The following is a 26,445-nucleotide window of genomic DNA, read 5'->3' on the forward strand; positions in this document are numbered from 1 at the left end:
GGGTTATTTATGACATTAGTAACCTCAAAGGAAGGATTTCTTACAGGATGGAGGAAATAATCAGGGAACCTGCCCATATGGAACCAACTCATTCCACCTAGCAACGTTCACCCCCTTCACCATAAGCCATAGGCAAAATGACAATTCTCCAATCAAGGCTGGCATCAGAATATAGGGGAATAACATACCTGCGAAGGCAGGGGAAAGGATTAATGCAAAACTATTGATGATATAACCCAAGCCTGCGATGGCCATCATTATGCCTAAAATCCGGGGAAAGTAACCCGATTTATAAATCAGATACCCGGTAACCAGGCAACTAAAACCAAAAAATATTAGTCCAATACCAAAACCGGATTCATGCAAACCGAGATAAAGATACCCCAGCGCTTGTAACTGATGCGGTTCAAAAGCTTTTAGATAAGCTGAGCTTCCCAAAAGAGACAATGTCGTTAGCAGGTTAAGTTTGTTGATGCCCAAAATGGCCGTCTGCGTCAAATTAAAAAGCATAGCCAGCAGGGAAAGATTTTTGCTTACCGGTTTGAGCAATACATAAAAAATCATAATCATGGGAATATCCGTCACCTGCATAATAAGATCACCCGCAATACTGATGCGGAACAAACCCTGAGAGGCCATTATTTTTTGGGCCGTGGCAATGGAATCACCTGATACAATAAGCCTGGATCTGACAAATGCCTCATCGATGCCGCCTGCCAGGATGTTAATCAAATAAAGCACTCCTGCGATCCTTGCATAGGTCCTGGGAGAAGTTTCACCAATACGATTTGCCATTCCGGTTCGGTTTTAAGTAGGAAATTCTAAGCGTTTAAATATACGCAGACTTTTCCCCATCCGCAAAATGGTTTGATTACCAAAGACATATATGAACACCATGTACCAAAGACGAGCAGAAAAATTGGAGCCCGGATTAACCTGACCTTTCGCATATCAGAATCTGCAAAGCCGCTCTATTATACCACCAGTAATTCCTGACAGATTTATTAATTCAGGGTATTACTCTTTTTTAGGTGTTGGGCATATACTGCCCAGAAGAACGATAAGGTCATCTTGTGGCAAAGAATCCTTTCGTTCTCGCGTAAAATAGCCGGATCAATAGGGATGGAATGGATCCAGGTAGGCATTTTGGGGCGTTTTGGAGCTCCAAGTTTTAATTGGCTGTATAAATTTTCTACTAATGCAAATAGCTCCTGAAAATCCTGAGTTTCAAAGCAAAAGAGATTTATGAATACCAGCTGGCCACGTTTTTTTATTTCGAGTATGGTGCCATTATGCATTACTTTAAGTTGGACCGAAAGTGCAGAATTCGGCACCTGATCGCCTTTGGTATCTACATTTTTTAATTTGGAGCACATGGCCATGATTTCATCGTCTAATGCCGCCTCGCCTGATGAATAACCACTGGGCACAAAGTATTGGACTTCATACATAAGAAATTGAATTTTTGCTGCAATATATAGATTTTATGTAATATAAATTACTGAATACTTCACTTTAATTTTTAAATCCTATCTTCCTGCGGGAGTGCATTTTGAGCTCTTACTTAGGATGCCACTCACGGTTACAACCCGTATATTTAAAATAAAGGATCATGAACAAAGAAGTATACAAAATTATCGGTAATGATGCATCCAACTATGAAGAATATCTCGGCCCTCTCATATTAGAACCTGCGGCAAAAGCATTACTATCAAATATCGTAGCCCTTCCTGCTCATTCCATCCTGGAAATAGCCTGTGGAACGGGCAGGCTCACCAAACATCTTAGAGAAAAATATCCTGCGCCCACAGGATTTATAGCTACCGACATTAATCCTGATATGTTGGAACTGGCGAAGAAAAAATTAAACGATACTTCCATAACCTTCCAATTGGCCGATGCGCAACAATTACCTTTCCCCGATCAATCCTTCGATCTGATCGCCAATCAATTTGGTCTAATGTTTTTCCCGGATAAACAAGGCGGGGTTAATGAAGCCTTCCGTGTACTAAAGCCCGGTGGCCATTTTGTTTTTACGACCTGGGATCTGGCAGCAAATATGCCATTGTTCCAACTGATCATTGACGAAACCGTGATACCACTATTTAAAGGTGAGGATACCAGCCGTTTTCATACACCGTTCGCCTTACATGATCCAAAACAGTTAAATGCCTATTTCGAACAGGCAGGTTTCACAAACCACCGGGTAATGTTAATGAAGTTCAAGGGGTACTCGGAGTCTCCAAAGCATATAATAACCAGTTATATCACACATCATCCTCTGGGCAGGGAGATAAAAGAAAAAGCTCCATCTTCCTTTAATCAAATCGTAAACGAATTGGAACATCGACTTTCCCTGCAATTTGGATCCGGATCTTTTGAATTTGAATTGAGCGCATTTATTGGAATAGGGCAAAAATAGGTCCTCACTCATTTAATGGATAATTGTTAATTTAAGCAGATTTAACTTCATTTGGCCCAGGAACCAGTATATTTATACTATAATCTGTCCGGATGCGTATACTATTGACAATAATGGCATTGATGTCTTTCCTTTCTCCAAAGGCACAGACTTATTTGCCCGGCAGCGGTTTGGGTTACTCACCATGGCTATCCCACTCCGGGTTCAATCAATTTGTTGACAGTAGCCGTTCAAATCACAAATGGCATTTAAGCAAATATGCCGGTCTATCTGCAGGCTCTGTTTTTTTCGCCGGGGGCGGAACCAGCTTTTTATCCGCGCCGGTTGGGCTACAGCTGAGTTATCCATTGAATAATAATCTTTATGCTTTCGCGGGGGTTTCTGCAGCACCTGTTTTTTTTAACTCCAGTTATTTATCCACCTATCCTGTTTTAAATCAATCCTATCCGGGTAGTAATTTTTCCAAAGGTTACGGATTGGGTTTGAATTCGAGAGTGGAAATGGGCCTGATGTACATCAACGATGCAAAAACATTCTCCGTATCAGGTAGTTTCGGAATAGAGAGATCCAGCTATCCGGTTTACCCAACAAACAGGGTGAATACGAAAAAACAATAACTTAGTCAGTAACTAATACAATAGCATATCCTTCCCAGCCACCTTTCCCGAATTTATTTTTGCGAATAGAATGCAATTAGTTTTTATGTGTTCTACGTTTTTATATGCAAAAATTTTAGCACCATCAATTGAGGTATAATTTCCTCCTGACTCCAAAAAAGCGAAAATGGGCATAAATTTATTGTTAAATTTAATTCAAAAATGAAAAAACTGCTTGCCATATTTGTAATGTTGTTACCGTTATACCCTGTATTATGTTATTCGCAAAATGGTAAGGTTTTTGATAACCTGGCTGTACATAGTAAAATTTTAAATCGTGACCGGAAATTTTCCATTTATTTACCTCCCGATTATGAAACGTCCAACCGCAGCTATCCTGTACTGTACCTTTTGCATGGCGGACTTGACGATCAAACGGGCTGGGTACAATATGGGGAGGTAATGCATATTGCAGATAAAGCGATAGACGAAGGAAACGCAACCCCCATGATAATTGTAATGCCTGATGGTTTTACCGTACACCCCGGGTTCTTTAATTATCCGTCAGGGGAATGGAATTACGAGGATTTCTTTTTTAAAGAGCTGATACCGTTTATAGAAAAAAATTACCGCGTCAAAACCGAAAAAAAATTTCGTGCAGTTTCAGGGTTGTCCATGGGCGGGGGGGCGGCTTTTATTTATGCGCTGCACCACGCTGAAATGTTTTCATCGTCGTGCCCGCTTAGCGGTGACATTGGCCCTGTTGCGCAGGACGATGCCCGTAAAATGCTTACCCGCGGTAATCCAAACATTGCGGATTCTGTGGTAACCAACTACTATAATAACCAAAGCGTTATTGCGCTGGTAAACAATATACCTGATACCCTAAAAAAAGCGGTACGCTGGTATATTGCCGTCGGCGACAAAGACGGCCTTAGTGAAGGCAATGCCCTGGTACATATAGCCATGCGCAAAAAAAACATCCCGCATGAGTTTCGTGTTACCGATGCCGGTCATACCTGGACCTTTTGGCGCTCTTCTTTAGCAAATGTGCTATCGTTTGTATCTGAGGCGTTTCATCAGCCATAGAGAACTATTACCTGGCAAGCAGTTGGAAATTGCAGTAATCAGCTACATCCCACCATTATCCCAATCCTTACACTTAAAAAATTATAACTATATTAGTCTATCAAGAACCTTTAATTACTGCTTAAAAACTAAACATCCATGAAAAAATTAGTGACCAAATGGCTACCGGTATGTTGTATGATTGCCCTGGCAACACCTGCCTTCGCCATTGATACCAAAGACACCCGGATGCTTTCTTCTCAGCCCGCTCTCAGCGCGGGCCATATTGCCTTTGTCTATGCAGAAGACCTTTGGGTGGCCAATATCGATGGCTCGCAACCGCGCAGGCTTACCGTGGATGAGGGCGTTGAATCAAACCCCAAATTCTCTCCCGACGGTAAATGGATTGCGTTTAGTGCTCAATACGAGGGCAATACCGACGTATATTTAATTCCGGTGGAAGGCGGCGTACCCAAAAGACTTACCTGGCACCCTGCAGCCGATATAGTCCGAGGCTTTACACCAGACGGCAAAAACATATTGTTTGCTTCCCAAAGAGCCGTATTTACCCGGCGATATATGCAATTTTTCACCGTACCGGTGACCGGCGGCAATGAAACACAACTCCAGTTACCCAATGCGATTGACGGGTCCTACTCTCCGGATGGAAAATATATAGCCTACACTCCGCTCGGGGATGCTTCTAGCCAGTGGAAGCATTACAGGGGCGGTATGATAAGCAAAATTATCATCTTCTCTTTTGCCGATAAATCAACTATTCAAATACCCCAGCCTGAAGGTGGTTGCAACGATATGCAGCCGCTATGGCAGGGCGGTACCATTTACTTCCGGAGTGACAGGAATGGAGAATATAATCTGTTCGCCTACGATATTGCGGGCAAACAGGTAAAACAGCTTACGCAGTTTACCGACTTTCCCGTAATGGGCACCGGGGCTGCCGATGGCAAGATTGTTTTTGACCAGGCCGGTCATATTCATTTATTCAATCCTTCAACGGCGGCTGACACTAAACTAACAGTGGCCATTGCAGCAGACCTGCTGGAGCTTAGGCCGCGTTTTGTAAGTGGCACCAAGTATATACGCAGCGGCGATATTTCGCCGTCAGGAGCAAGAGCGGTGTTTGATTTCAGGGGCGATATCATTACCGTTCCGGCCGAAAAAGGTGATTATACCAACATTACCCAAACCACAGGTGCGCATGAAAAATCTCCTGCCTGGTCGCCGGATGGTAAATCAATCGCCTATTTTTCAGATGCTTCCGGCGAGTATGCATTGCATATAAAATCTCAGGATGGAAAAGGTATCGTTAAAACGTTCAAACTAAACGGCGCAGGTTTTTATGCATTCCCCAAATGGTCTCCGGACAGTAAGAAAATTTGTTATGCCGATAACGGGCGCAGCCTGTACATATTAGATGTGGCCAGCGGCGCCATTACGAAAGTAGACAGTGATGAATTATATACACCGGATGTTTTCAGACAGTTATTCGGAGACTGGTCTTATGATTCCAAATGGATCGTTTATACCAAAGTTACCTCCACCCAATTTAAAAGGGTCTATCTGTATTCACTGGATAAACAGAAATCATACCCTGTTACAGATGGCCTTAGCGACGCCAGCGAACCGGTGTTTGAGCGCAGCGGAAAATATCTTTTCTTTTTTGCTTCAACTGATGCAGGCCCTGTTGTTAACTGGTTCGACCAAAGCAATATCGACATGCGTAAAACCAACTCGATATACCTGGTAACCTTGCAAAACAAAACCATGTCGCCTTTTTTGAAAGAAAATGATGAGGAAGCTATAGCTAAAGAAGAAGAGCCTCAAAAACCTGCAGATAAAAATAAAGATAAAAATAAAAATGATACGGCCAAAAAACCGGCAAGCCTGGTGATTGATCTGGATGGCATGGAAAACCGCATAGTTGACCTGCCGGTAAAGGCGGGTAATTATTCGCAATTAGGCTTTGCCGGCGATGATGTTTTGTTGTTCGTTGACAATGGCACGGCTACGGATGGGTCAGGCAAGCTGCGTAAATTCAGCATGAAGAAAAGGGCGGATGAAGAAGTAATGGATGTGAATAGTTATGGTCTAAGCGCCAGCGGAAAAAAAATGCTATACTATACCGACGATAATTATTTTATATGCGACGCTGGCGAAAAGCCGGCGCCCGGCAAAGGCAAGCTTGATGTAAATGCCATACAGGTAAAAATTGACCCGCCGACGGAGTGGGTCGATATTTTTGATGAAGCATGGCGCGTTAACCGCGATTATTTTTACGACCCCGGCATGCATGGCGCCGACTGGCCTGCCATTAAAAAGAAATATGCTGTTTTTCTGCCTGATCTGTCGTGCCGCAGGGACCTGAATGTTGTTTTTCAAATGATGTTTAGCGAGCTGGTGATAGGCCACCACTTTATAACCGATGACGGTGAAAAATATTACAACCCAAAAACTGTAAGCGGGGGCTTACTGGGAGCAGATTATACTATTGACAATAACCGCTACCGAATTAAAAAAATATATGGCGGCCTTAACTGGAACCCTAACCTAAAATCGCCCTTAACTGAGCCAGGCGTTAATGCGAAGGTGGGTGATTACCTGCTGGCGGTAAACGGAATTAAGGTAACGGCTGATGCTAACCTGTACCAGTATTTTGAGAACACCGCCGGAAAGTTGACGGAACTGACAATTGGACCCAATGCCAATGGAGATGGCAGCCGCATCGTAAAAACAGTACCTGTAACCAACGAAGCAGATCTGCGCAACCGCGATTGGGTGGAAGGTAACCTGCGTAAGGTTACAGAGGCAACCAACGGGCAGGTGGCTTATGTATATGTGCCCAATACCGCCAATGAAGGACATGATTATTTTAAACGATATTTCTTTCCGCAGGCCAACAGGAAGGCAATTATTATCGATGAAAGATTTAACGCCGGCGGATCGCTTGCCGATTATTACATAAACCTTTTGCAACGCCCTTACCAGGCCAACTGGCACATGCGTTATGGCAAAGACATTAAATCGCCCACGGCTTCCATTCAGGGACCAAAGGTGATGATTACCGATGAAACAGCGGGTTCCGGCGGCGATATGTTACCCTGGATGTTCCGCAAATTCAAGGTAGGTACGCTGGTAGGCAAACGCACCTGGGGCGGATTGGTAGGCATCCTGGGCTTTCCAGAATTTATTGACGGCGGTACCGTTACCGCACCCAATGTAGGTATCTGGACAAAGGATGGCTTCATCGTTGAAAACGTGGGCGTTGCTCCCGATATTGAAATAGAGCAAACACCCGCCGATGTAATAAACGGCAAAGATCCGCAGTTGGAAAAAGCCATCGAAATTGCGTTGAAGGAATTACAGCAAAACCCGCAACCGGACCAAATTCGTCCGCCGTTCCCGGTAAAGGTGAAGAATTAGATCTACCAAACCTTTATTCTTTCGTCTTCCGGCTTGTAATTTTTATCACCGGGCTGCAAGTTAAACGCTTTATAGAACGGGGCGAAACTCATCAGCGGGCCATTTACACGCCACATAGCCGGTGAATGGGGATTGGTATTCACATACATGCGCAGAAAAGCATCTCTTGTTTTCACTCTCCATATCCTGGCAATGGATAGAAAGAACCGCTGATCCGGTGTAAAACCATCGATTTTAGTGGAATCCTGTCCCTCCTGAGTCATCTTAAATGCATCGTAGGCAATGGCAATCCCACCGTTGTCAGCGGTGTTTTCTCCCACCGTCAAGGCCCCCTTTATATGAACAGTGTCTAAAACTGTAAATGAACTATATAAGTCAATTACTCTTTTTGTTTTTGCCCTAAACTTCTCGTAATCTTCCTTTGTCCACCAGTTTTTTACATTACCTTCCTTATCGAACTGGGCTCCCTGGTCATCAAAGGCGTGCGTCATCTCATGACCAATGACCATCCCGATTCCTCCATAGTTGATGGCGTCGTCTGCCGAAAAATCAAAATAGGGAAATTGCAAAATACCAGCCGGGAAAACGATTTCATTAAAAGATGGATTATAGTAGGCCGTAACGGTAGAGGGTGTTGCTCCCCATTCTGTTTTATCAACCGGCTTGTTCAATTTTGCCATTTGAAATTGATACTCATTTTGGTTGAGCGAGAGTAAATTTTCAAAGTATTTAGTTCTGTCAATCTTTACCTTATCGTAATTCCGCCATTTATCCGGGTATCCTAATTTTTTGGTAATCGAATATAATTTTTCTTTTGCTTTTTGTTTGGTACTGTCAGTCATCCAATCAAGGTGATTGATCCTGTTCTCGAAAGATTTTTGCAGGTTGTTCACCAGGTCAAGAACACGTCTTTTGGCATCCTCATTAAAATATCTTTTTACATAGATTTGCCCCAAAGCCTGTCCCAAAAGGGCGTCAACGTTTTCAGTCATGATTTGTCTGCGGGATTTCTGTGTGGCCTGGCCGGATAATACTTTGGTCAATTCAAATGCGGCATCCACGAATGGCTTACTAAGCCCAGTAGCATAGTTCTCAATGGTGCTTACTTTCAAATAAATTTTCCAATCACTGATGGGAATCGATTTCAACAACACATTTAATTTGTCGTAATAGGTGGGTTGAGCCATATCCAATGAATCGGTCTTTGCATCCAAATTGGCAAGCAATGTTTCCCAAACCATATTTGTTTGTGTTTTGCTGATGGATGCCACCGCCGTTTTATGGTAATTCGCATTAATATCCCTGAGCTCAATATTTGTTTTATGCGAAGCGGCAATTTGTTTTTCAATGCCGTAAACAATATCCGCTTGCTGGGTGGCAGCAGCTAAATTACTGCCGGTTAATTGAAGCAAGCTGCTAATGTATTTTTTATAGGCTTGCTGAATGCTGAGTGTAGACGAATCTGTTTTAAAATAATAATCGCGGTCAGGCAAACCGATGCCTGCCTGGTAAACATGGGCAATATTGATGCCGCTGTTCTTGTTGTCGGGCGAAATACCAAAACCAATAACGGAACTGTTTCCTGTTTTCAGTTCAATGGCTGCAAATTTGATTAGCGAAGGCACATCGCTGAGGGCATCGATACGTGCAAGAATTGGTTGGATGGGTTCGTATGCACGCTGGTTGATGGTCGCCGTGTCCATACCGGATGCGTAGAAGTCCCCTACCTTCTGGTCAAGGCTTCCGGAAGGATTCTGTGCTTTTGAAACGCTATCCAGGATATTTTGCAGCAATTTTTTTTGGGGAATGTTCAGGAACATATATGAACCCACACCTGTCTGATCGTCTGCAATTTTTGCAGTGTCATACCAGCGCCCGTTAACATAACGAAAGAAATTGTCGCCGGGTTTTATCGAGGAATCAATTCCGCTTACATCAACAAAATTTTTTTTCTGAGGTTCAGTGGTATTGTTATTGCATGCACCCAAAAAGCCTGTCAGTAAGCACAGGTAAAGAATTTTATTCATAAACAGGGGATTTTTTTAAAGATAATGATCTTTTTATTTTCCGCAATAATAATGATGTAGCCGGAAAATCCTGTCCATGAATGGATGGCAAGTATTGATTACCTCTTGCTAACGAACCCGGCAAAGTGTTCAATAGACTATTTTGCATGGCGACTGCCGCTGTTTCCCGCCTTCTGTTGATTAACCTCAATTTTGCACGGCGCAAAGCCCGGGCAACTGTCCCGAGCGGAAAGATAAAGCTCATTATAGTTGCAGAACCCGTCCTGATCCCGCACTGAGGCAAAACCCGAACTCATAGCCGTGAGTCCGGGATATACCTTTTCAATGAAGGCCGGATCGTTTTGGAAATAGGCGCAGTTCTGGCAGATCGGTCCGGAATTACCCAGTTGTATGGAGTTAAAAATTTTCATGTATCAATGCGTTACTACAGTGGACCAGTAATGACCGAAAACGATTACCGACAAAATATACCCTAAAATTACGTTTACTATAACCCCGACAGTGAACGCGACAAAGGGTTTTATTCCGGCATTGGCTAATTCACGGAATCGGGTCGTAAGTCCGATACTTAAGAAACTAAAAGTGAAAGCCCAGGTCCTCAGCGATGTGATGGGTGCGATGAGGGAGGGTTTCACCAATTTATTGTAATCACCGAGCGTATAGCCATGGACAATCACGGTCGTAAGCACCGAAGCGATGAGGAACCCGATTACGAATTTTGGAAATCGCCACCATATCTGGCCAACCTGTACTTTTGAGTTGGTTCCAGAGCGTTCCCAATAGGTAACTGAAATGAGTGCCAATACAAGTGCCCAAATTCCAATCCAAATGTCCCGTCCAATAACTTTAATCAGTGTATAGGAGGCAAGTGCCTGGTCTGCCGTTCCTGAAATGCCCGAATTTGTACCGGCAAGACTACAATAAGATTGTGCTGCGGCCAATCCGGCAGCGTCTGCAAATTCCGACGTCCCAATCCAGGCTCCCCCTACTCCTGTAGGAAGGTGGAGCGCGCGTGAAACCAGCGGCAACGCGAAAATTAAAATAATAGCGTAAAACACGACCAGGCTAATGGCGATTGGCGGGTGCTCCTTCTTAGCCCGTACCGCTCCGGCGATGGCAATCGATGCAGAAACGCCACAGACTGCACCACCCGCCCCCAATACCGCAGCCAGCCGGTGATCCAGACCCAACTTTCGGGCAGTGAAGAAGATGACCAAAAAGGTAACTATGGAAACAATGGAAGCCTGCAAAATAGCTACCGGCCCCGCCCAGATAATTAATGTGAAAGGCAAAGTGGCTCCCAACAGGACAATGCCGAGTTTAATGTATAATTCGACCCGGAATCCGGCATCGAGCCAGCGGGGCAATCCGATTAGGTTGGAAATAATCAGCCCGAGAATCAGAGCCACCAGAGGCGGTTCCAGGTTATAGCGACTGGCCTGATCCCAGCTTCCTGCGACGTAAATGATTGTCGAAAGGATAAAGACAAAAATAAAAGCTGGAATAAACGCCTTTGGTTTTTGCCCGATGAATGAAGTCACGATGGTAAAGAGCACCAGGAAACCAATGAGCAATGCGAGGTACCGAATACCATTCGTTGAAAGTTGAGCGGTCAATTGTGATAAGGTTGACCATTTGGCCGGAGCCACCGCAATCCAGGAAATGCTGGAGCCGGCAAGATAAAAGACATAGGCCAAAATAATAATCCCCAGGCCAAACCAAACGGCCCACCAGTCTTCTTTCGACCAGAATTTCTGCCAGCCGGAGGGTTGATCTACGCTTGTTATTTCATCCTTATTTGTAATCATATGAGTGGTAAATTATGCTTTTTGCTTTGCAGAAGGAAAACTGATCCAATATAATAAATCATACCGGAACCGGGATTTACTTAAGGCGCAAAGTGAAAATAAAGCAATAAAATTAATCCACCAAGTAGGTAGACTTTAAAACAGGCTGGTTTTAGCGCTGGTTTTGGAGGAATTCGTAATAGAAAACTAACAGATTATTTCAAGCGAAAACGAATGGGCTGTAATTTGTAGGCTTTAACAATCCTACCGTTCTGAAAGGAGGGGATCCATTTTCCTGATTGCCGGATGATCCTAAGGGATTCTTCGTCCAAAGAATATTCAATAGATCGTTAATAAGGCTGTTCGACGCCGCCATCCTTATTAACGATAAACCATATCCGAACTTCGCCGTCAATATTCCAACTAATGGCTCTTTCCGGGTATTTTAAATTTTTATTTAAATACCGGAGCCATTTCCCTGCTCCTCCCGGATATTCAGATTCCTTTTCATCTTTATATCTGACTGCCGAATCTTTGTTGGGCTTGTTGCAATCCACCACTTCGATGAGCGAATCATCCCGGTACACGTACCTGGTTTGCCATTTCAAACTGTCTCCGCTCATCTTCACAAAATCACCATTTTTTTTACCTCTTTTATAGGATGAGGTAGAATCCAGCCACCCATTTTCATTGTAATGATAAGAAACTCCATCGAATTCCTTTGCGTCCTTATCCCGGTATTGTTCGGTTCTGAGCAAAGGGCCGCTAAAATTATAATAATCCCATCGCCAGCAGGTGTCATTCATTTGGTGAACATGGAGAAGGAAATGGGCAGAATCTATTTTTGTGGGTTTCCAATCGGCGTCGAAGACGTAAAAGGATTCTTGATTTTGCGCGATAGCCGATACCGATAAAGATAGCAGTAAAAATAGGAAAGGTGTTTTCATGAAGCCAAAATAGAAAAAATATTCAAAAAAGGAAGATAGTCGTGAAAATATATTTATATGATGTCTCAAAACTACAATGCCACCATTCCAGCTTTTGAATATATTATATTTTTGGGGCTTTCACACCTTCCTAGCGGATCAATAACACAGTTCCTTTCCCGGTCTCGTTAACATGGTGGCTGTCGGTGAGCGATATATACCAGATGTAAGTGCCGGCAGGTTGCGGAGCGCCTTTCAAGGTCCCATTCCACCCCTCATTGATATTTTGTGTATGAAAAACCTGTTGCCCCCAACGGTTGTAAATGATCATATTGAACTGACTGACTGTAAAAGGATATTTCACCCTGAACAGGTCATTCTTTCCATCCTGGTTTGGCGTAAAAGCAGAAGGCATTACCAACCTGCAAAGACCTGGCGCTACATATATGGCCGCGGTACCCTGACCGCAAATATTGGCTGCCGAAAGGCTATACCGGCCGGTGTCCCTGATGATAAAATAATCCTGGCTGCTGCCATCCTGCCACTTATAACTTACGGGGTAGGGAAATAAAGGATGAAGGACAAATTCCTGCCCTTCACACAGGACAGTATCCTTTCCAAAAGAAAATTCCGGTACTCCGGTATACTTAATAGAAATAGTATCGTTTCCCGTACAACCGTTTAGGGTCACGTCTACGAAATACATTCCTGCCCGTGAGACAATATAATCGGAAGATTTACTACCATCCTGCCAGCTATAGGTAGCATTTGCATTACTGTTGGAAGCCTCAAGCAATAAAGTCTTCCCTGTACACATCGTGGTGTCAGCGCCCAGGTTGAACTTTGGCGCCGGTTTAATGAACACCGTAATAGCGTGGCTGCTGCTGCAATTATATGGACTGACCACCGTCAATCCATAGGTTCCTGCCTGACCGATCATCCTCCCAGAGGACAGATTTCCATCACTCCATTGGTATTGGTTGCCATTGCGGGGAAAGTCATACATCAGGGGCTGGTTATCACAGATCGTAGTGTCCTGACCCTTTCCCAGGGAGAATTCCGGCAATGGGTACACGTCCGTAATTGTCAGGGTGTCATAGGATTTACATCCATTGGCAGCCGTGGCTTTTATGGTATAAATTCCTGGTTTTTCCGCGATGATCCATTCTGCTAACTGTCCGGTGCTCCATAAATAGGATTCAAAATTTCCCCCAGCATCCAATTTCTTGTATCCGCCAAAGCAGAAACTGGTATCCTTCCCAAGGTCTATACCCGGAGAATGGTCCACCTTTACCTGAACAGTGGAATGAACAAGGCAACCGACCCATTTTTCCGCCTGGACGTTGTAGTCGGTATTCTGATCAGGATTGACATGGACAATACTATCTGCCGGTCCTGTCTCATCAAAAGAAGATGATGACCATCGATAATTTGAAAAACCACCTGTAGCTTTCAACTCAACCGTATCATTATTGCATTTGGTAATTGTCGGGCCAAGGGTAAATGGAAAATCGGCCTTAACCACCCTGATGGAGGAATTAGACCTGTTTCCGCAATAATCGGTCGCGGTTACCGAATAGGTTGCCGCTGTACTGACTGTGTAATTGGAGTCCGTTGAGCCATCCTGCCAGAGGTAGGCAGCAAAAGCAGGGCCTGCATGCAATATGATAGAATTGCCTGTGCAAATGCTGGTGTCCGGGCCGAGATTGACTGCCTTCGGAACACTGATGATATGCATTCCAAGAGAATCCGATATAGGTGTCTGACAACTTCCTGCCTGCAGGTTCGCGTATAGTTTTCCCTGCCAGTTGATATTTTTGAAGGCTATGGATACTGTAGAATCGTTCACAACGGTCAGCTTACCAACAACGGCAGTATCGATATTCCATTGCACCGTTGCACCACATCCGGCATTTCTAATGGCTGTAAATAATTGAGGCTGGGTTATCCCGCATAATACCGGTTGACCCTGAATCTGAACCAGTTCGCAATAACTTTTTTCCAGGCAAGGATTGAACACGGCATGACCGATCCCCACTGTAGAGATCATATAACTCAGCGGTTCTACTTTTCCGGTAACCGGCTTGTCCAGGTAATAATAATCCGGTTTCTCTATCATTCGCAAGGGTAGTTTCATGGCGAATAAGGTATCCTTACCCAGGCAGTATGAAGAAGTATCCGTATCATGCATTTTCTTCATCGAAAAATAAGAACCCCTGGCAGGATCGTAATAACTATCGCCAAGGAAATAGGAACCATCGTCTAAGAAACAGACGCGGGTAAGGTAGCCGGTGCCAATGCCATTGCCAATATGTGCAACCCGCTGTCTTACGAATTGATCATTCCTGACAGAAGCAAAGAAGATATCCTCGGATGAAGGGCCAGCAGCATTTGGTATGGAAAAAAATCCGATAGCGTTTTTATCAAAATAAACCGTGTTATTATAATAAATAGTATGAAGCAGAGAGCTTATTGTATAAGAATTGACAAGCGAATAATTGGCATCGAATTCGAGCACCCCGATATAGTCTATTGTATCCGTGTTCATCATGAAAGCCGAAAAGAGAATGCCGTATACCAAAAAATGCCCGTTTGTCAGGCGAATAGCGGAACTGTTATAATAGGTAAATTCTTTACTGAACTGGTCGGCAGCGTTCGCATAATCGTTGGTAAAAAAACGCTTACCCAGAACATTTCCGGTAGCATAATCTAGCGTAATAAAATTAATGGCATTAGGTGCGGACAGGCTGCTACCATGCGAAACCCCGATGGCAATAATATTGTTACCGCCATCCAGGTATGCGTTCAGACCCTCAGCGCCTAAGTTGTAATTTCCATAATTCGTAAAATCTACGTCCCATAAATACTTACCGGTCGCATCCATCCGGATCACCGTTTCCGCTTGAGCTCCGGAATTCACCCCGATACTTGTACCTGAAAGGATAAGATCACCATTAAGCCCCTCATTTATTCCGTTGATATTGACATAAACCCACTGGCTGAAAGTCTGATTGGCCAGCAGGTTTGATTTCAGCTCACTATGCCATGTTATATTTCCCTGTGGGGTGAGATGATAAATGGTCGTAACCGGATGTTCACCGCCTTGTTGGGTCGTGTCCATATAAGCCGCAGCAATCAGGTCCCCGTTCTGAAGCTCCTTTATTTTGTAAATATTTATATAATAGATCCGATCGGCATTTTGATCTTCAAAAAGGGTGGACCAAAGTATATTGCCATCTTTATCCGACTTAACGAGAAATCCGTTATCATTCCAGCTGGGATGAGCACTTGTACTGTCATAAAACAGGCCTGAAATAAGTACCCCATCATCCGATGTCTGAGTAATACTACCCACATAGATTACACTGTTCGTAAGGCCCACAGTTTTAAAAAAGGACGTGTTACTGCAGCCAGTTGTAAGAGGTCCCGGATGACTGGATACAATCGCCCGTGGCTTCAATGAATTTGGATGTTTAAGCGTCGTCTCTCCCCCTGTTTTTATCTGTTGTCGTATGTAACCGGATAATTTTCCAGGATTCGCAAAGACAGCGGCATCCAGCCTGGTTCCATGCAGGGCTTGACTGCCAGGCAGGGTGCGTGTACCGGTAAGCGGTTTTTGATGTCCTGGATCAAGGGTAATGGTTTGAAGACGATTTCTTTTAATTATTTCATGTACATCAGGATTATTGGAGCCGGGCGGCGTTTTTGCTTCATTCTTTTGGGCCAGAGCAATGATAAAAAATAAATTATATATAATAAGCAGTAATAATACACGCATGAAAGCTTTTATAGGGGACAAATTAAACACTTCATCGAAATAATGCAAATGCAATGCAAAAATGAACTTTTATCGATGCGATCACCCTTCCCAAAATAATTTCATTTCTATTGGCATAGGCTGCCGGTTTGATCCTTTCCACTTCGATTAGGATAATTGAGGTGTGATGATCTTGCCGGACAGTGAAGTTGATAAGGGGATTAAATTATAGTTTATTACATGCATTGATGCAAATACCTCTGCAAACCTAATAAAAAAGATTCATGGGCGAAGCCCATTCCTTTGTTTCTTTTTTTGGTTCTTTTTTTCTTAAAAAATAACCCCAGACAAAATCTGCCACAGCCCTTTTCTGTACTGCATTTCATTGACTTGATCATTTGTTTTATTTGATCGGTTTCGCTACATTTGTTTTGCCGGAAAGAAGCGGAAGCAGGCTCTGCTGAGGAGCAACCTGCGAGGAATATTTCCGGCCATCGGTGCATGATGGTTCTTTGACATGTTTATGTTTCAGGCTCTTTGGAGGACTGTTCACTGTGTTCATATTACTATCGATTTATTTATTTTCAAAATCAGTTGGCGACATATATCCTATTGAGGAATGAAGCCGTTTGGTATTGTAGTACATCTCGATGTATTCGAATATTTCACTGCGGGCATCTTCTGCTGTCTGGAAAGCGCCACCTTCCAGCATTTCAGCTTTGAAGCGGGAAAAGAAGGATTCCATGTAAGCGTTGTCATAGGGGTTATCTGCATCGCTCATGCTCTGCAGAATATTATGCTTCGCCAGCTTTTTACGAAAGTCATTCCCTGCATATTGGCCTCCACGATCAGAATGTAGCAACAATCGCTGGATCAATCTTCGGACATGTAATGCCTTTTGAAGCGATTCGATCACCAGCGATTCTCGCATATGATCCTGGAGATCCCAGCCAACAATTTTCCGGGAATAAAGGTCCATCCACACCGACAGATACAAAAAGCTACCATTCACCATAGGGATATAAGTGATATCTCCAACCCACACCTCATTGCGGCTGCCTGGAGCTTTTCTTTCCTTCAAGAGGTTGGGGCTAATGCGATAGGTATGCCGGCTATCAGTCGTTTTGGGAACAAATGACCTTGGCTGGATCGCTCTTAACCCATTACGGGAAAGCAATTTCCTGGCTTTATATTGACCTATAGCAACCCCTCTGTGAGAAAGCTCCTTAACTATCCTCCTGGAACCATAGCGACGCTTATGCTCCTTAAAAACGGAGATCACTTCGTTTTCTATCACTTTGTCCGTATTTTTTATCTGATAGGTTTGGCCTGCTTTCCAGGCGTAATAACAGCTTCGCCGTATTCTTAATACCGAACAAAGCAATTGAATGGGATACTCAGTTCGCAGCTCATCTATGAAGCAATAGGTCGTCGTTAAGTCCCACGGCTGAAGACGACCAAGGCTTTTTTTAAGATATCACGCTCCTGCTCAGCTCGGCGAAGCTCCGCTCTGAGCCGGTCAATCTCTGCGGCAGCATCGGCATTATACCCACTTGGTAATCCGCTTCCAGTCAATGTACCCTTAATGGGCCTTCTTTTTCCAGGTATATATTAAATTTTCGCTGATACCTAAGGCCTCGGATACCTCAGACACCGGCCGGCCTGACATAATCATTTTCAAGACGTCCTCTTTAAACGAATCATCGTACTTGCGGCGTGTTTTTTTCGTACTCTTTCCAGTCATTGTTACTCAAATTTAAGCAACTTGACTGTCCGGATAAATTAATACATCTCAAATTTCCTAACTAACTAATAACCAGCTATTACGCTGATTCTTTTGCTTTGAACCATGGTTATTTTGTGCGGTTAACTATAAAATGACGCAACCGTTTGCGTACCATTTTTTGGCAATCATTTAATACCTTTTAACGAAATTTCATGTTGTTAATCCTGGCTCAAGTCATATTTTGAAGATAAAGTTATATCCCTGGGAGGGAATGGAAAAAAATATGATCGGAGCGAAACTCAGGTAGGGCCAATGTGCCGGGTTCATAAAGGACTCGGCCCGGTAATGAAGTAGAAAAAATTTGTTAGCCTTGGTTGACGCACTTATTAGGAACGAAAACGAACTGCTTATAGAGATCTCAAGGGGGAACGAACAATCCTTTAAGGACTTGTTCTATGCCTTTAAGAGTAAACTCTATACTTATGCATTAAGGCTAACCGAATCAAAAGAGGTGGCCGAAGATATCGTGCATGACGTTTTCTTCAAAGTATGGCTCAATAAAGAGAAACTTCCGGAAATTGATAATATAAATGCCTATTTGTTTAAAGCCACCCATAACCTGGCGCTCAACGGATTCCGGCGGAAAGCCAAAGAAACACTTGTCCTGGCAGAATTAGAAAAAAAACTCTCCATTCAAATAGATAATACAGATAATAAGCTCGTATTGCGGGAAGTTAAAGAGTTTATCCATTCGGCAATGGGACACTTAACACCGCAGCAAAGGCAGGTTTTTAAATTAAGCAGAGAAGAAGGCCTTAAACAGGAAGAAATAGCCCAACAGCTGAATATCTCCCTTTTTACCGTAAAGAAACATCTAACCAACGCCCTCAATTGTCTGCGAAGCGAAATGGTCAAATCCTATCAGGTTCAAGTCGTAATCGCCTTAATCGTGGTTGCTTCGATTCTTATTTTGCACTTATAAACAATCCTCCAATCTCTTTCACCAGGGGCCTATTAATTTATTTTTAAGAAATTTCACTTTTCTACTACTACCTTTTTCTTCCCCATGTGTCATACCTGCATACTTATCATTTAAGTTGGCCTTTAAGTTAGCTTATTGCAACATCAATGGAATCTTATAAATATGGATGGCAAGACCCCAAGATTGAGTTATTTATTGGACAGATATCTATCTAAAACATGTACCGAAGCGGAAAAACAAGAACTAGCCTACATAGCCCTGGATTCGAAACATAATGAGGAAATCAATATCCTCCTGGAAGACTATTATCACAGCCTTTTACCGTCTGATGATTTGTCTGATCAAAAATCATTGTCCATGCTGAGTTCTATATTGGATTCGAGCCAGCCCCTTGAAACCCGGGGAACCGAAACGGCTGCAAAACAACGACAATTGTTTGCCTGGAAATTTTTGGCAATCGCTGCGTCCGTTATTTTGATCCTGATCACGGGCGGTTATTTTATATTTTTTAAAAAAACCATAGAAGGAAGAATTAAGGAAGATTTTGCCAATGTACAAGACGTAAAGGCCCCTGAAATCAACAAAGCAATGATTGTCCTGGACAATGGGCAGAAGGTAGCTCTGGATAGTATGCAAAGGTCAACATTGTCCTTGCAGGGCAATGTAATCGTAACGCGGTCCAAAGACGGACAAGTGTCATACAAAGGGAATTCGGATAAATTGGTCTACAATACCCTTGTAAACCCAAGAGGAAGTAAAGTCGTCCATCTAACCCTGCAAGATGGGACCAGGGTTTGGCTCGATTGTGAAAGTTCATTAAAATATCCGATTTCATTCGGAGATAAGGACAGGAACGTGGAAGTCAAGGGGGAAGCTTATTTTGAAGTCGCGAAAAACCCTTTTCAAAAATTTACGGTTTTAGCGGGTGGCGTCAAAACCGAAGTCATAGGCACCCATTTTAATGTTGATGCCTATAATAAAGCCGGACACGTCAATGTAACGTTGCTGGAAGGTAGCGTCAAAATATCAAACAGCGCATCTTCTTCCGTTCTGAAGCCTGGTCAACAGGCACAATTAACTGCAGCAAGCGACATTAACATTGAGCAGGATATTGACGCCGGGGAGATTGTTGCCTGGAAGGACGGGGTATTCAATTTCAACAGTCTTTCCCTGCACAGCATCATGGATCAAATAGAAAGATGGTATGATGTTCAGGTCGTTTACGATGGTGTAAACACCGAAAAACATTTCTCGGGAATATTCAGCAGAACGGACAATGTCTCTGAAATCTTAAAAATGATAGAATTGGCAGGCGTAAAATTTGAAATAGAAGGAAAAAAGATTATCGTGAAAAAATAATAAATAAAAATAAATAAAAAGGGAAGCCCCCAAAGAAAAACCGCCCCGTGTACGAGACGAGACGGCAAAAATCTGGGCCAAACTTTATTGGAAAATGCTTTTTTGAACATTTATTCATTGACCCAAAACTAAGTAAAGTTATGGATTTAAATCCTCATTGCACCTATCCGTCAAGGATAAGGTCGAGAATCGCCAAACTACTGTTAATCATGAAGTTGACCTTCTTTTTATTTCTTGCTGCCGGTCTGCAGGTATCGGCAAGTGGACTTGGTCAAACAGTTACACTGACCGAAAAAAGTGCTTCGTTAAAGAAGATTTTCAAGTCCATTAACCAACAGACGGGATACAAATTCTTCTATGAAGATGAGTTGCTGAAAAAAGCCGGTAAGATTACGATCAATGTTAGGAATACACCTATGGAAGAGGCATTGAAAATTTGCTTCAGGAATCTCCCTTTTGGTTATACCATCTCCAAAAACACGATCGTTGTCACAGAAACGCCCGCTCCCGGCGCCGTCGGCGGTGCCAATGGGTCGGCAGCCGAAGCTCCGGCTCCGATTGTAATCAAAGGAAAAGTAGTAGACGAAGATGGGAGGCCCCTTCCCGGCGCGAGTGTCTTCATAAAAGGAACCCAAACGGGCACTACGACCGACGACAAAGGGGAATTTACGTTAAATGTCGAAGACAAAACCGGTTCCTTGACCATATCGTTCACGGGTATGGTAACCAAAGAAGTTTCCCTAAAAGGGATTACTTATGTGTCGGTAGGTTTAAAACCATCTTTCCAGGACAGCAAGGAAGTAGTCGTTGTCGCTTTTGGTTCCAAACTAAAATCAACCCTGATTGAGTCTGTCACCAAAGTGGATGACAATATCGTGAAGGGCAAACCAGTTAATAATGCCCTCTCCGCCCTGCAGGGACAGGTTGCCGGCGTAAACATCACTTCCAGTTCGGGTCAACCCGGTATCTCCCCCTCGATCAATATCCGTGGCGTAGGGTCCCTGCTTAGCGGGACGAGCCCGCTGATGATCATCGACGGAGTACCAGGGTCCATTAGTTTGGTCGATCCGAATGATATAGAATCCATATCCGTATTAAAGGACGCTGCGGCCTCATCCATCTATGGGGCGAGGGCGGCAAACGGCGTAATCATTTTAACGACCAAAAGAGCGAAGGCAGGTAAAATGGCGGTATCCTATTCCGGATATGTAGGCTGGCAGAAACCAACAGAATTATTTCAGGAGGCCGATGCCTACAACTATGCCAATGCTTTTAATCAGGCTACCATGTACGACCTGATCAAGACCTCCAACACGAACTTCGATTCTACTAAAATTATATTTACTCCCACTAAGCTTAACGGCTGGAAATCCGGCCAGGTAGCCAGCACGGATTGGAGAAAATCACTCTTTAATGGCAACAATGGCCTTACGCAATCCCATTATGTAAGCATGGCCGGCGGACTGAGCAACGGAGACGTTACGTTCAGAACCATCTTTTCATTCGGCTATTTACAGCAACACGGAAATGTTGCCAATACCAATTACCAGCGCTATTCCATCCGTTCCAATAACCAATTGAAATGGGGCAAGTTCGATGCGAATTTATCAGTAGGCCTGATCCACGACAGCAGACATGAGCCTTCTTCCAAGGCTGTAGGCGATCTGGGATCCATCATCAGCGCCATCAACAGACAACGGCCTGTCGATTCCATCCAGCGGTATGACGGCAGCTGGAATATCACCTCCACGAATGATACCCGAAATCCTGTTCGCCAGGCAGCAGAAGGCGGATACAATACCCCTGAGAACTACAATATCCTGCTCAATCTGAATCTCGCTTACAGCATTTTAAAAGACCTTACCATCAAATACACCACGGGTCTCAGCTACAATTTCAACAACGGCAACCTTTTCCAGAACACATTGGCCTGGTATAATGGTACGACAACCGGACCGAACTATTCCAGGATGTCCAACTCCCTGGATGCCCATAATATGCAGCAATTGGACCTCTCCTATTCCAAGGATATCCAACAGCATCATTTTAGTGCCATCGTAGGTGGCCAGCAGGAAATACACTCCTATACTGCTGATACAAGCTCGAGAAGCAATTTTATTAACAATAGTTCCAATAGTTTGCAATTGGGTGATCCTTCCTCCCAGACCAATACCAGCACCAACTATACATGGGCCTTGTTAGGTGTGTTTGGCCGGTTCAACTATGACTACGACCGGAAGTACCTGTTTGAATTCAACGCCAGGAAGGACGGTTCTTCCAGACTCAGCCCGAATAACAGATGGGGTTTCTTCCCCTCCGTTTCGGCCGGATGGCGTGCATCCGAAGAATCATTCTGGAAACCGTTGAAGAGCACCTTACCTGAATTCAAACTCAGGGCAAGCTATGGTACCCTCGGAAACTCGAATCTGCCAGGATCCGACAACAATACGCTCTACTACCGTGATAAATCCATTGTAGGCAATATTTATGCGCCGAATTTAGGTCTCAACTACGCGTCTGTTTTCGATGGCACCATATATAGTGCCCTTTCCATCATCCAAACGCCCAATAATATCACCACCTGGGAAAAAACGGCTATAACGGATGTGGCTATTGAAGGATCTGTGCTGGATCCACGCTTTACCTACAGCATCAATTATTTTAATAAGACGACCAGTAAAATGTTGATGACACAGCAAGTGTCAGACGTCAATGGCGGAGCGAACTATGTAGCCAATATCGGTAAATTAAGAAATCGTGGTATTGAGGTCTCACTGGGCTATTCGCATCAGAACAGCAAAGGCTTCTCCTATTCTGTGAATGGCAACTATACCTACCTCGTCAACAAAATTCTTGATTTAGGCGGTCAAAACCTACCCTCATTCAGTGGTGTGTACAAAAATACCGTGGGCTCTCCCTTGAATGCCTATTATCTTTATCTCAATGATGGGTTCCTGACCCAATCCGAGTATACTACTCAAAAATCGAAAGATCCTATCTTACCGGGTCAAAAATGGGGAGACCAAAGAATAAAGGATATCTCTGGTGATGGAGTAATCAAGGCTTCCGATGAGGTCACGATCAACAAAAGCAGCACACCTAAACAATTATTTGGTTTGAACCTGGACTTTAACTACAAAGGTTTTGGTATTGCAGGCTTCCTGCAAGGCGCCGCTAATTTCTACAAATATTTGGGGGCAAGCGTCGGATATGGTTTCAACAGCGGATATGGAATCACCAAATGGACGATTGACCATTCTTACAATCCGACAGTTGATCCCAACAATTATAACACCCGCCTGCCCCGAGTGTCCATCTCCAACACCATCAATAATACCTATCCATCCGACCTTTTCCTGTTTAACAGCTCCTATGTCCGGTTAAAAAACCTTCAATTTTATTATGACTTGCAAAGAGCCGCTGCCAGCAAATTACATGTGAAAAATCTGAGGGTATACGTATCAGGCCAAAATCTGTTTACACTTTCTGCCTTGCCAAAATCACTGGGCATCGATCCAGAGATCGGCAGTGCAACGGGCGGCTATCCTTTGCTGAAAATATACACGATGGGCATAAATGTTTCATTCTAAAAACTTCGAGAATAATGAAAAAGATATATATATACATTGGGTTGCTCACATTGATCGTATCTTCTTGTACCAAGAAGCTGGAGCAGAACCCTGTCGATGCTTATTCCTCCAAAACCTTCTTCACCTCCCAGGCAGCTGCCTTCAGCAACCTGTCAGCATGTTATGCCCTGACCAATATGGGCGGTCAGTTTGAAGGAGGTAATAATTTCTTTATCGATGACATTACGGACAATGCCTATTGCGGTTTCACCAACCAATTGACTTTTTTCATTGCCTTGGGTACCGCAACGCCTTCCTTAACCGGAAAATATGCGGATTTATATCGCAATTATTTCCCTTATAAGGCCATTCAAAGCTATAATTTTTTCCTGGCCAACATTGATAATGTCACTATGGACAATACGCTGAAAGCACAATGGAAAGCGGAAATCCGCTTCTTAAGAGCGTTTGACTATACCCGCAAATACATGTTCTGGGGCGGCGTTCCCCTCGTTACCACGGTACTCAATTATGGCGATGAGTTAAAAATCCCCAGAAGTTCCGGGGACTCCGTTGTCGCCTTTTGTCTGAGTGAATTGGCCGATGTTGCGAGTATTCTCCCCAACACCGTTGACAATACGGATGCAGCGCGTGCAACCAAGGGAGCAGCCTTATTGTTAAAAGCACGTTTGGAGCTATTTTATGCCAGTGTCAAATCTAACGGTTTGACAGACGGCGTCACCGAAAAAGGCGGTGCCGATGCAGGTGCTGCAGCGACCTACTACGGCGCCGCAGCCGCAGATGCACAGGCCATTATTACCGGTGGTCAATATGGGCTGTCACCTGACTACGAAGGTTTATTCTGGGAAAAAAACCAGGGAACCGCCAACAGGCAGAAGGAAGTAATGTTGGAAGTAGCCTATTCCTATCCCAATTATGGTTCCGATCTGAGCGCCCTATATACCCTGAATGAAGGCGGCTGGAACTCCGTGAGTCCTACACAGGACCTGGTAGACGAGTTTGAAACAACCAATGGTCTGATGATTAATAACGACCCCTCCTATGATCCGAACAACCCCTATGCCAACAGGGACCCCCGCTTATCCAATTCGATCATCTATCCGGGCATGAGCTGGAATGGCCGGTTTTTCAATTCCATTTCCTCCGCAGGCGGTGACGAATTCTATAATTCCAGCAATGGCAACAGATCCAAGACAGGCTATTGCCTGCGCAAATACTGCGCTCCGTTGGCCGACCTGCTGCATGATCCGGGAAGCGACGTGCAAGGCCTGAATTTTATAGTCATGCGCTATCCCGAGGTATTGCTTACCCGAGCAGAAGCGTTGATCGAATTAAACCAGAATTTAGGGGAAGCAGCCAGTCTGATCAACCAGGTAAGGCAAAGACCGGGCGTTAACATGCCTCCTATCACTGCCACGGACCAAACCACTATGCGTAACCAGGTTCGTCATGAACGCCGCGTTGAATTGGCTTTCGAAGGTCTCAGATGGTATGATTTGAAACGCTGGAAAACAACGGAAAACAAAATGAACGGCTCCGTATACGGTGTCCGCCCGGGAAGTGTTGATCCCAATACAGGTGCATTAACCTTCACAGGCAGCAATATCACCGTCGGCGACCTGCGCGTTTTCAAAGCCAACAGAGATTATTATTTCCCCATCCCTCAGAGCGATATCGACGTAAGCCCGATATTGAAGCAGAATTTGAACTGGTAGAAGGAAGAAAAGGTTAGACTTTTTAAAATTTGATAAAAAGGCTTGAGCTCGGTATTCCACCCGTCTCAAGCCTTTTAGTTTAAGTATTCTTAAGATTGTTATTTGAAGTCCTTCTTATTCTTACCTGGGAAAATTTTAAAAAGAAGCATTTGGCTTGGGCAAACCCCACTGATGCCTGCAAAGACAAGACCTGCGGCAGGCAAATAAACCAGCCAGTTTACCTTTGAAAAACCGGTAAAATAAATGCCTGCCCATAAAATGGCCCCCATAATGGCGAACCATAACCGCATTGATGCAGAGGCTTTCATAAATAATTTATTTTTTAGTGGGCTGAGGAATAAGGCGGAGATAAGGTTTGATTCTTTTCCAGCCTTCAGGGTATTTTTCTTTTGCCTCGGCATCAGAAACTGACGGGACAATAATTACCTCTTCACCATCCTTCCAATTCACGGGGGTAGCTACTTTATGAGCAGCAGTCAACTGAATAGAATCCAACACACGCAAAATTTCATGGAAGTTGCGGCCTGTGGTCATTGGATAAGTGAGTTGCAGTTTTATTTTTTTATCTGGGCCAACGACAAAAACAGAACGTACCGTTTGATTGGTAGCTGCAGTCCTCCCTTCGGAATTGCCGGGCTCTTCAGCTGGCAGCATATCATACAATTTCGCAATGGCTAAATTCGTATCACCGATCATAGGGTAGTTTACTGCGGCTCCCTGCGTTTCTTCAATGTCTTTTTCCCATTTCAGATGAGTTTCTACAGGGTCAACGCTTAGACCGATGATTTTACAGTTCCGTTTTGCAAACTCGGGTTCAATTCTTGCCATATACCCTAATTCAGTAGTGCAGACGGGTGTAAAATCTTTTGGATGTGAAAACAACATTGCCCATCCCTCCCTGATCCATTCATGAAAATGGATGAGGCCCTGGGTTGTTTCTGCCTGAAAATCCGGTGCGATGTCGTTTAAGCGGAGACTCATGATACTTGTAGTTTAAATGTTATAATAAATTATTTATACTACAAATATGCATCAGAATGGAGGGCAAT

The 26,445-nt window shown here is 43.9% G+C and carries 19 protein-coding genes and 1 pseudogene; 8 read left to right on the forward strand and 12 right to left on the reverse strand.

What is annotated here, in order from left to right; genetic code table 11:
* Positions 1–60: 60 nt before the first annotated feature.
* Positions 61–795: a DUF4386 domain-containing protein gene (locus ACX0G9_RS15515; protein ID WP_459065842.1), complete on the reverse strand. Its 735-nt coding sequence runs from the start codon at positions 793–795 to the stop codon at positions 61–63.
* Positions 796–1,004: 209 nt separating this feature from the next.
* Complete coding sequence (locus ACX0G9_RS15520; RefSeq protein WP_459065843.1) at positions 1,005–1,451, reverse strand: hypothetical protein; 447 nt, start codon at positions 1,449–1,451, stop codon at positions 1,005–1,007.
* 161 nt (positions 1,452–1,612) lie between these two features.
* Here ACX0G9_RS15520 and ACX0G9_RS15525 point away from each other — a divergent pair, with 161 nt between their 5' ends.
* The 4 genes from ACX0G9_RS15525 to ACX0G9_RS15540 all read left to right on the forward strand — a co-directional run bounded on the left by ACX0G9_RS15525 (position 1,613) and on the right by ACX0G9_RS15540 (position 7,527).
* Positions 1,613–2,422 carry a class I SAM-dependent methyltransferase gene (locus ACX0G9_RS15525; RefSeq protein ID WP_459065844.1) on the forward strand — a complete coding sequence of 270 codons (810 nt, stop codon included), beginning with the start codon at positions 1,613–1,615 and terminating at the stop codon, positions 2,420–2,422.
* A gap of 92 nt (positions 2,423–2,514) precedes the next feature.
* Positions 2,515–3,039 carry a hypothetical protein gene (locus tag ACX0G9_RS15530; RefSeq protein WP_459065845.1) on the forward strand — a complete coding sequence of 175 codons (525 nt, stop codon included), beginning with the start codon at positions 2,515–2,517 and terminating at the stop codon, positions 3,037–3,039.
* Between the two features lie 201 nt (positions 3,040–3,240).
* A complete protein-coding gene (locus ACX0G9_RS15535; RefSeq protein WP_459065846.1) occupies positions 3,241–4,107 on the forward strand; it encodes an alpha/beta hydrolase in 867 nt (288 codons plus the stop codon).
* A gap of 138 nt (positions 4,108–4,245) precedes the next feature.
* On the forward strand, positions 4,246–7,527 hold the full coding sequence (locus ACX0G9_RS15540) for a S41 family peptidase (protein WP_459065847.1): 3,282 nt from the start codon (positions 4,246–4,248) through the stop codon (positions 7,525–7,527).
* Positions 7,528–7,529: 2 nt separating this feature from the next.
* Here ACX0G9_RS15540 and ACX0G9_RS15545 read toward each other — a convergent pair whose 3' ends face one another.
* The 8 genes and pseudogenes from ACX0G9_RS15545 to ACX0G9_RS15580 all read right to left on the reverse strand — a co-directional run bounded on the left by ACX0G9_RS15545 (position 7,530) and on the right by ACX0G9_RS15580 (position 17,768).
* Entirely contained in the window at positions 7,530–9,554 is a 2,025-nt protein-coding gene (locus ACX0G9_RS15545) for a M13 family metallopeptidase (protein ID WP_459065848.1), read from the reverse strand.
* 137 nt (positions 9,555–9,691) lie between these two features.
* Positions 9,692–9,964, reverse strand: coding sequence for a hypothetical protein (locus ACX0G9_RS15550; RefSeq protein WP_459065849.1), 273 nt, complete (start codon positions 9,962–9,964; stop codon positions 9,692–9,694).
* 3 nt (positions 9,965–9,967) lie between these two features.
* Positions 9,968–11,362 carry a YeiH family protein gene (locus ACX0G9_RS15555; RefSeq protein ID WP_459065850.1) on the reverse strand — a complete coding sequence of 465 codons (1,395 nt, stop codon included), beginning with the start codon at positions 11,360–11,362 and terminating at the stop codon, positions 9,968–9,970.
* 329 nt (positions 11,363–11,691) lie between these two features.
* Positions 11,692–12,288: an energy transducer TonB gene (locus ACX0G9_RS15560; RefSeq protein ID WP_459065851.1), complete on the reverse strand. Its 597-nt coding sequence runs from the start codon at positions 12,286–12,288 to the stop codon at positions 11,692–11,694.
* Between the two features lie 130 nt (positions 12,289–12,418).
* Complete coding sequence (locus ACX0G9_RS15565; RefSeq protein ID WP_459065852.1) at positions 12,419–16,045, reverse strand: gliding motility-associated C-terminal domain-containing protein; 3,627 nt, start codon at positions 16,043–16,045, stop codon at positions 12,419–12,421.
* A gap of 382 nt (positions 16,046–16,427) precedes the next feature.
* Positions 16,428–16,586 (reverse strand): hypothetical protein, encoded by a 159-nt coding sequence (locus tag ACX0G9_RS15570; RefSeq protein ID WP_459065853.1) that lies wholly within the window; start codon positions 16,584–16,586, stop codon positions 16,428–16,430.
* A 12-nt stretch (positions 16,587–16,598) separates the two neighbouring features.
* Positions 16,599–17,486: pseudogene (locus ACX0G9_RS15575) on the reverse strand (IS3 family transposase); the annotation flags it as partial.
* Positions 17,487–17,606: 120 nt separating this feature from the next.
* Entirely contained in the window at positions 17,607–17,768 is a 162-nt protein-coding gene (locus ACX0G9_RS15580) for a transposase (RefSeq protein WP_459065854.1), read from the reverse strand.
* 352 nt (positions 17,769–18,120) lie between these two features.
* Here ACX0G9_RS15580 and ACX0G9_RS15585 point away from each other — a divergent pair, with 352 nt between their 5' ends.
* The 4 genes from ACX0G9_RS15585 (at position 18,121) to ACX0G9_RS15600 (ending at position 25,396) form a co-directional block, all read left to right on the forward strand.
* Positions 18,121–18,732, forward strand: a complete 612-nt coding sequence (locus tag ACX0G9_RS15585) for an RNA polymerase sigma factor (RefSeq protein ID WP_459065855.1) — start codon at positions 18,121–18,123, stop codon at positions 18,730–18,732.
* A 162-nt stretch (positions 18,733–18,894) separates the two neighbouring features.
* Positions 18,895–20,091 (forward strand): FecR family protein, encoded by a 1,197-nt coding sequence (locus ACX0G9_RS15590; RefSeq protein ID WP_459065856.1) that lies wholly within the window; start codon positions 18,895–18,897, stop codon positions 20,089–20,091.
* Positions 20,092–20,300: 209 nt separating this feature from the next.
* Positions 20,301–23,681 carry a TonB-dependent receptor gene (locus ACX0G9_RS15595; RefSeq protein WP_459065857.1) on the forward strand — a complete coding sequence of 1,127 codons (3,381 nt, stop codon included), beginning with the start codon at positions 20,301–20,303 and terminating at the stop codon, positions 23,679–23,681.
* 14 nt (positions 23,682–23,695) lie between these two features.
* Positions 23,696–25,396 (forward strand): RagB/SusD family nutrient uptake outer membrane protein, encoded by a 1,701-nt coding sequence (locus tag ACX0G9_RS15600; protein WP_459065858.1) that lies wholly within the window; start codon positions 23,696–23,698, stop codon positions 25,394–25,396.
* A 98-nt stretch (positions 25,397–25,494) separates the two neighbouring features.
* Here ACX0G9_RS15600 and ACX0G9_RS15605 read toward each other — a convergent pair whose 3' ends face one another.
* A complete protein-coding gene (locus ACX0G9_RS15605) occupies positions 25,495–25,704 on the reverse strand; it encodes a hypothetical protein (RefSeq protein ID WP_459065859.1) in 210 nt (69 codons plus the stop codon).
* A gap of 7 nt (positions 25,705–25,711) precedes the next feature.
* Positions 25,712–26,377, reverse strand: a complete 666-nt coding sequence (locus ACX0G9_RS15610; protein WP_459065860.1) for a peroxiredoxin — start codon at positions 26,375–26,377, stop codon at positions 25,712–25,714.
* Positions 26,378–26,445 lie beyond the last annotated feature (68 nt).

The sequence above is a fragment of the Flavitalea flava genome (assembly GCF_054461575.1).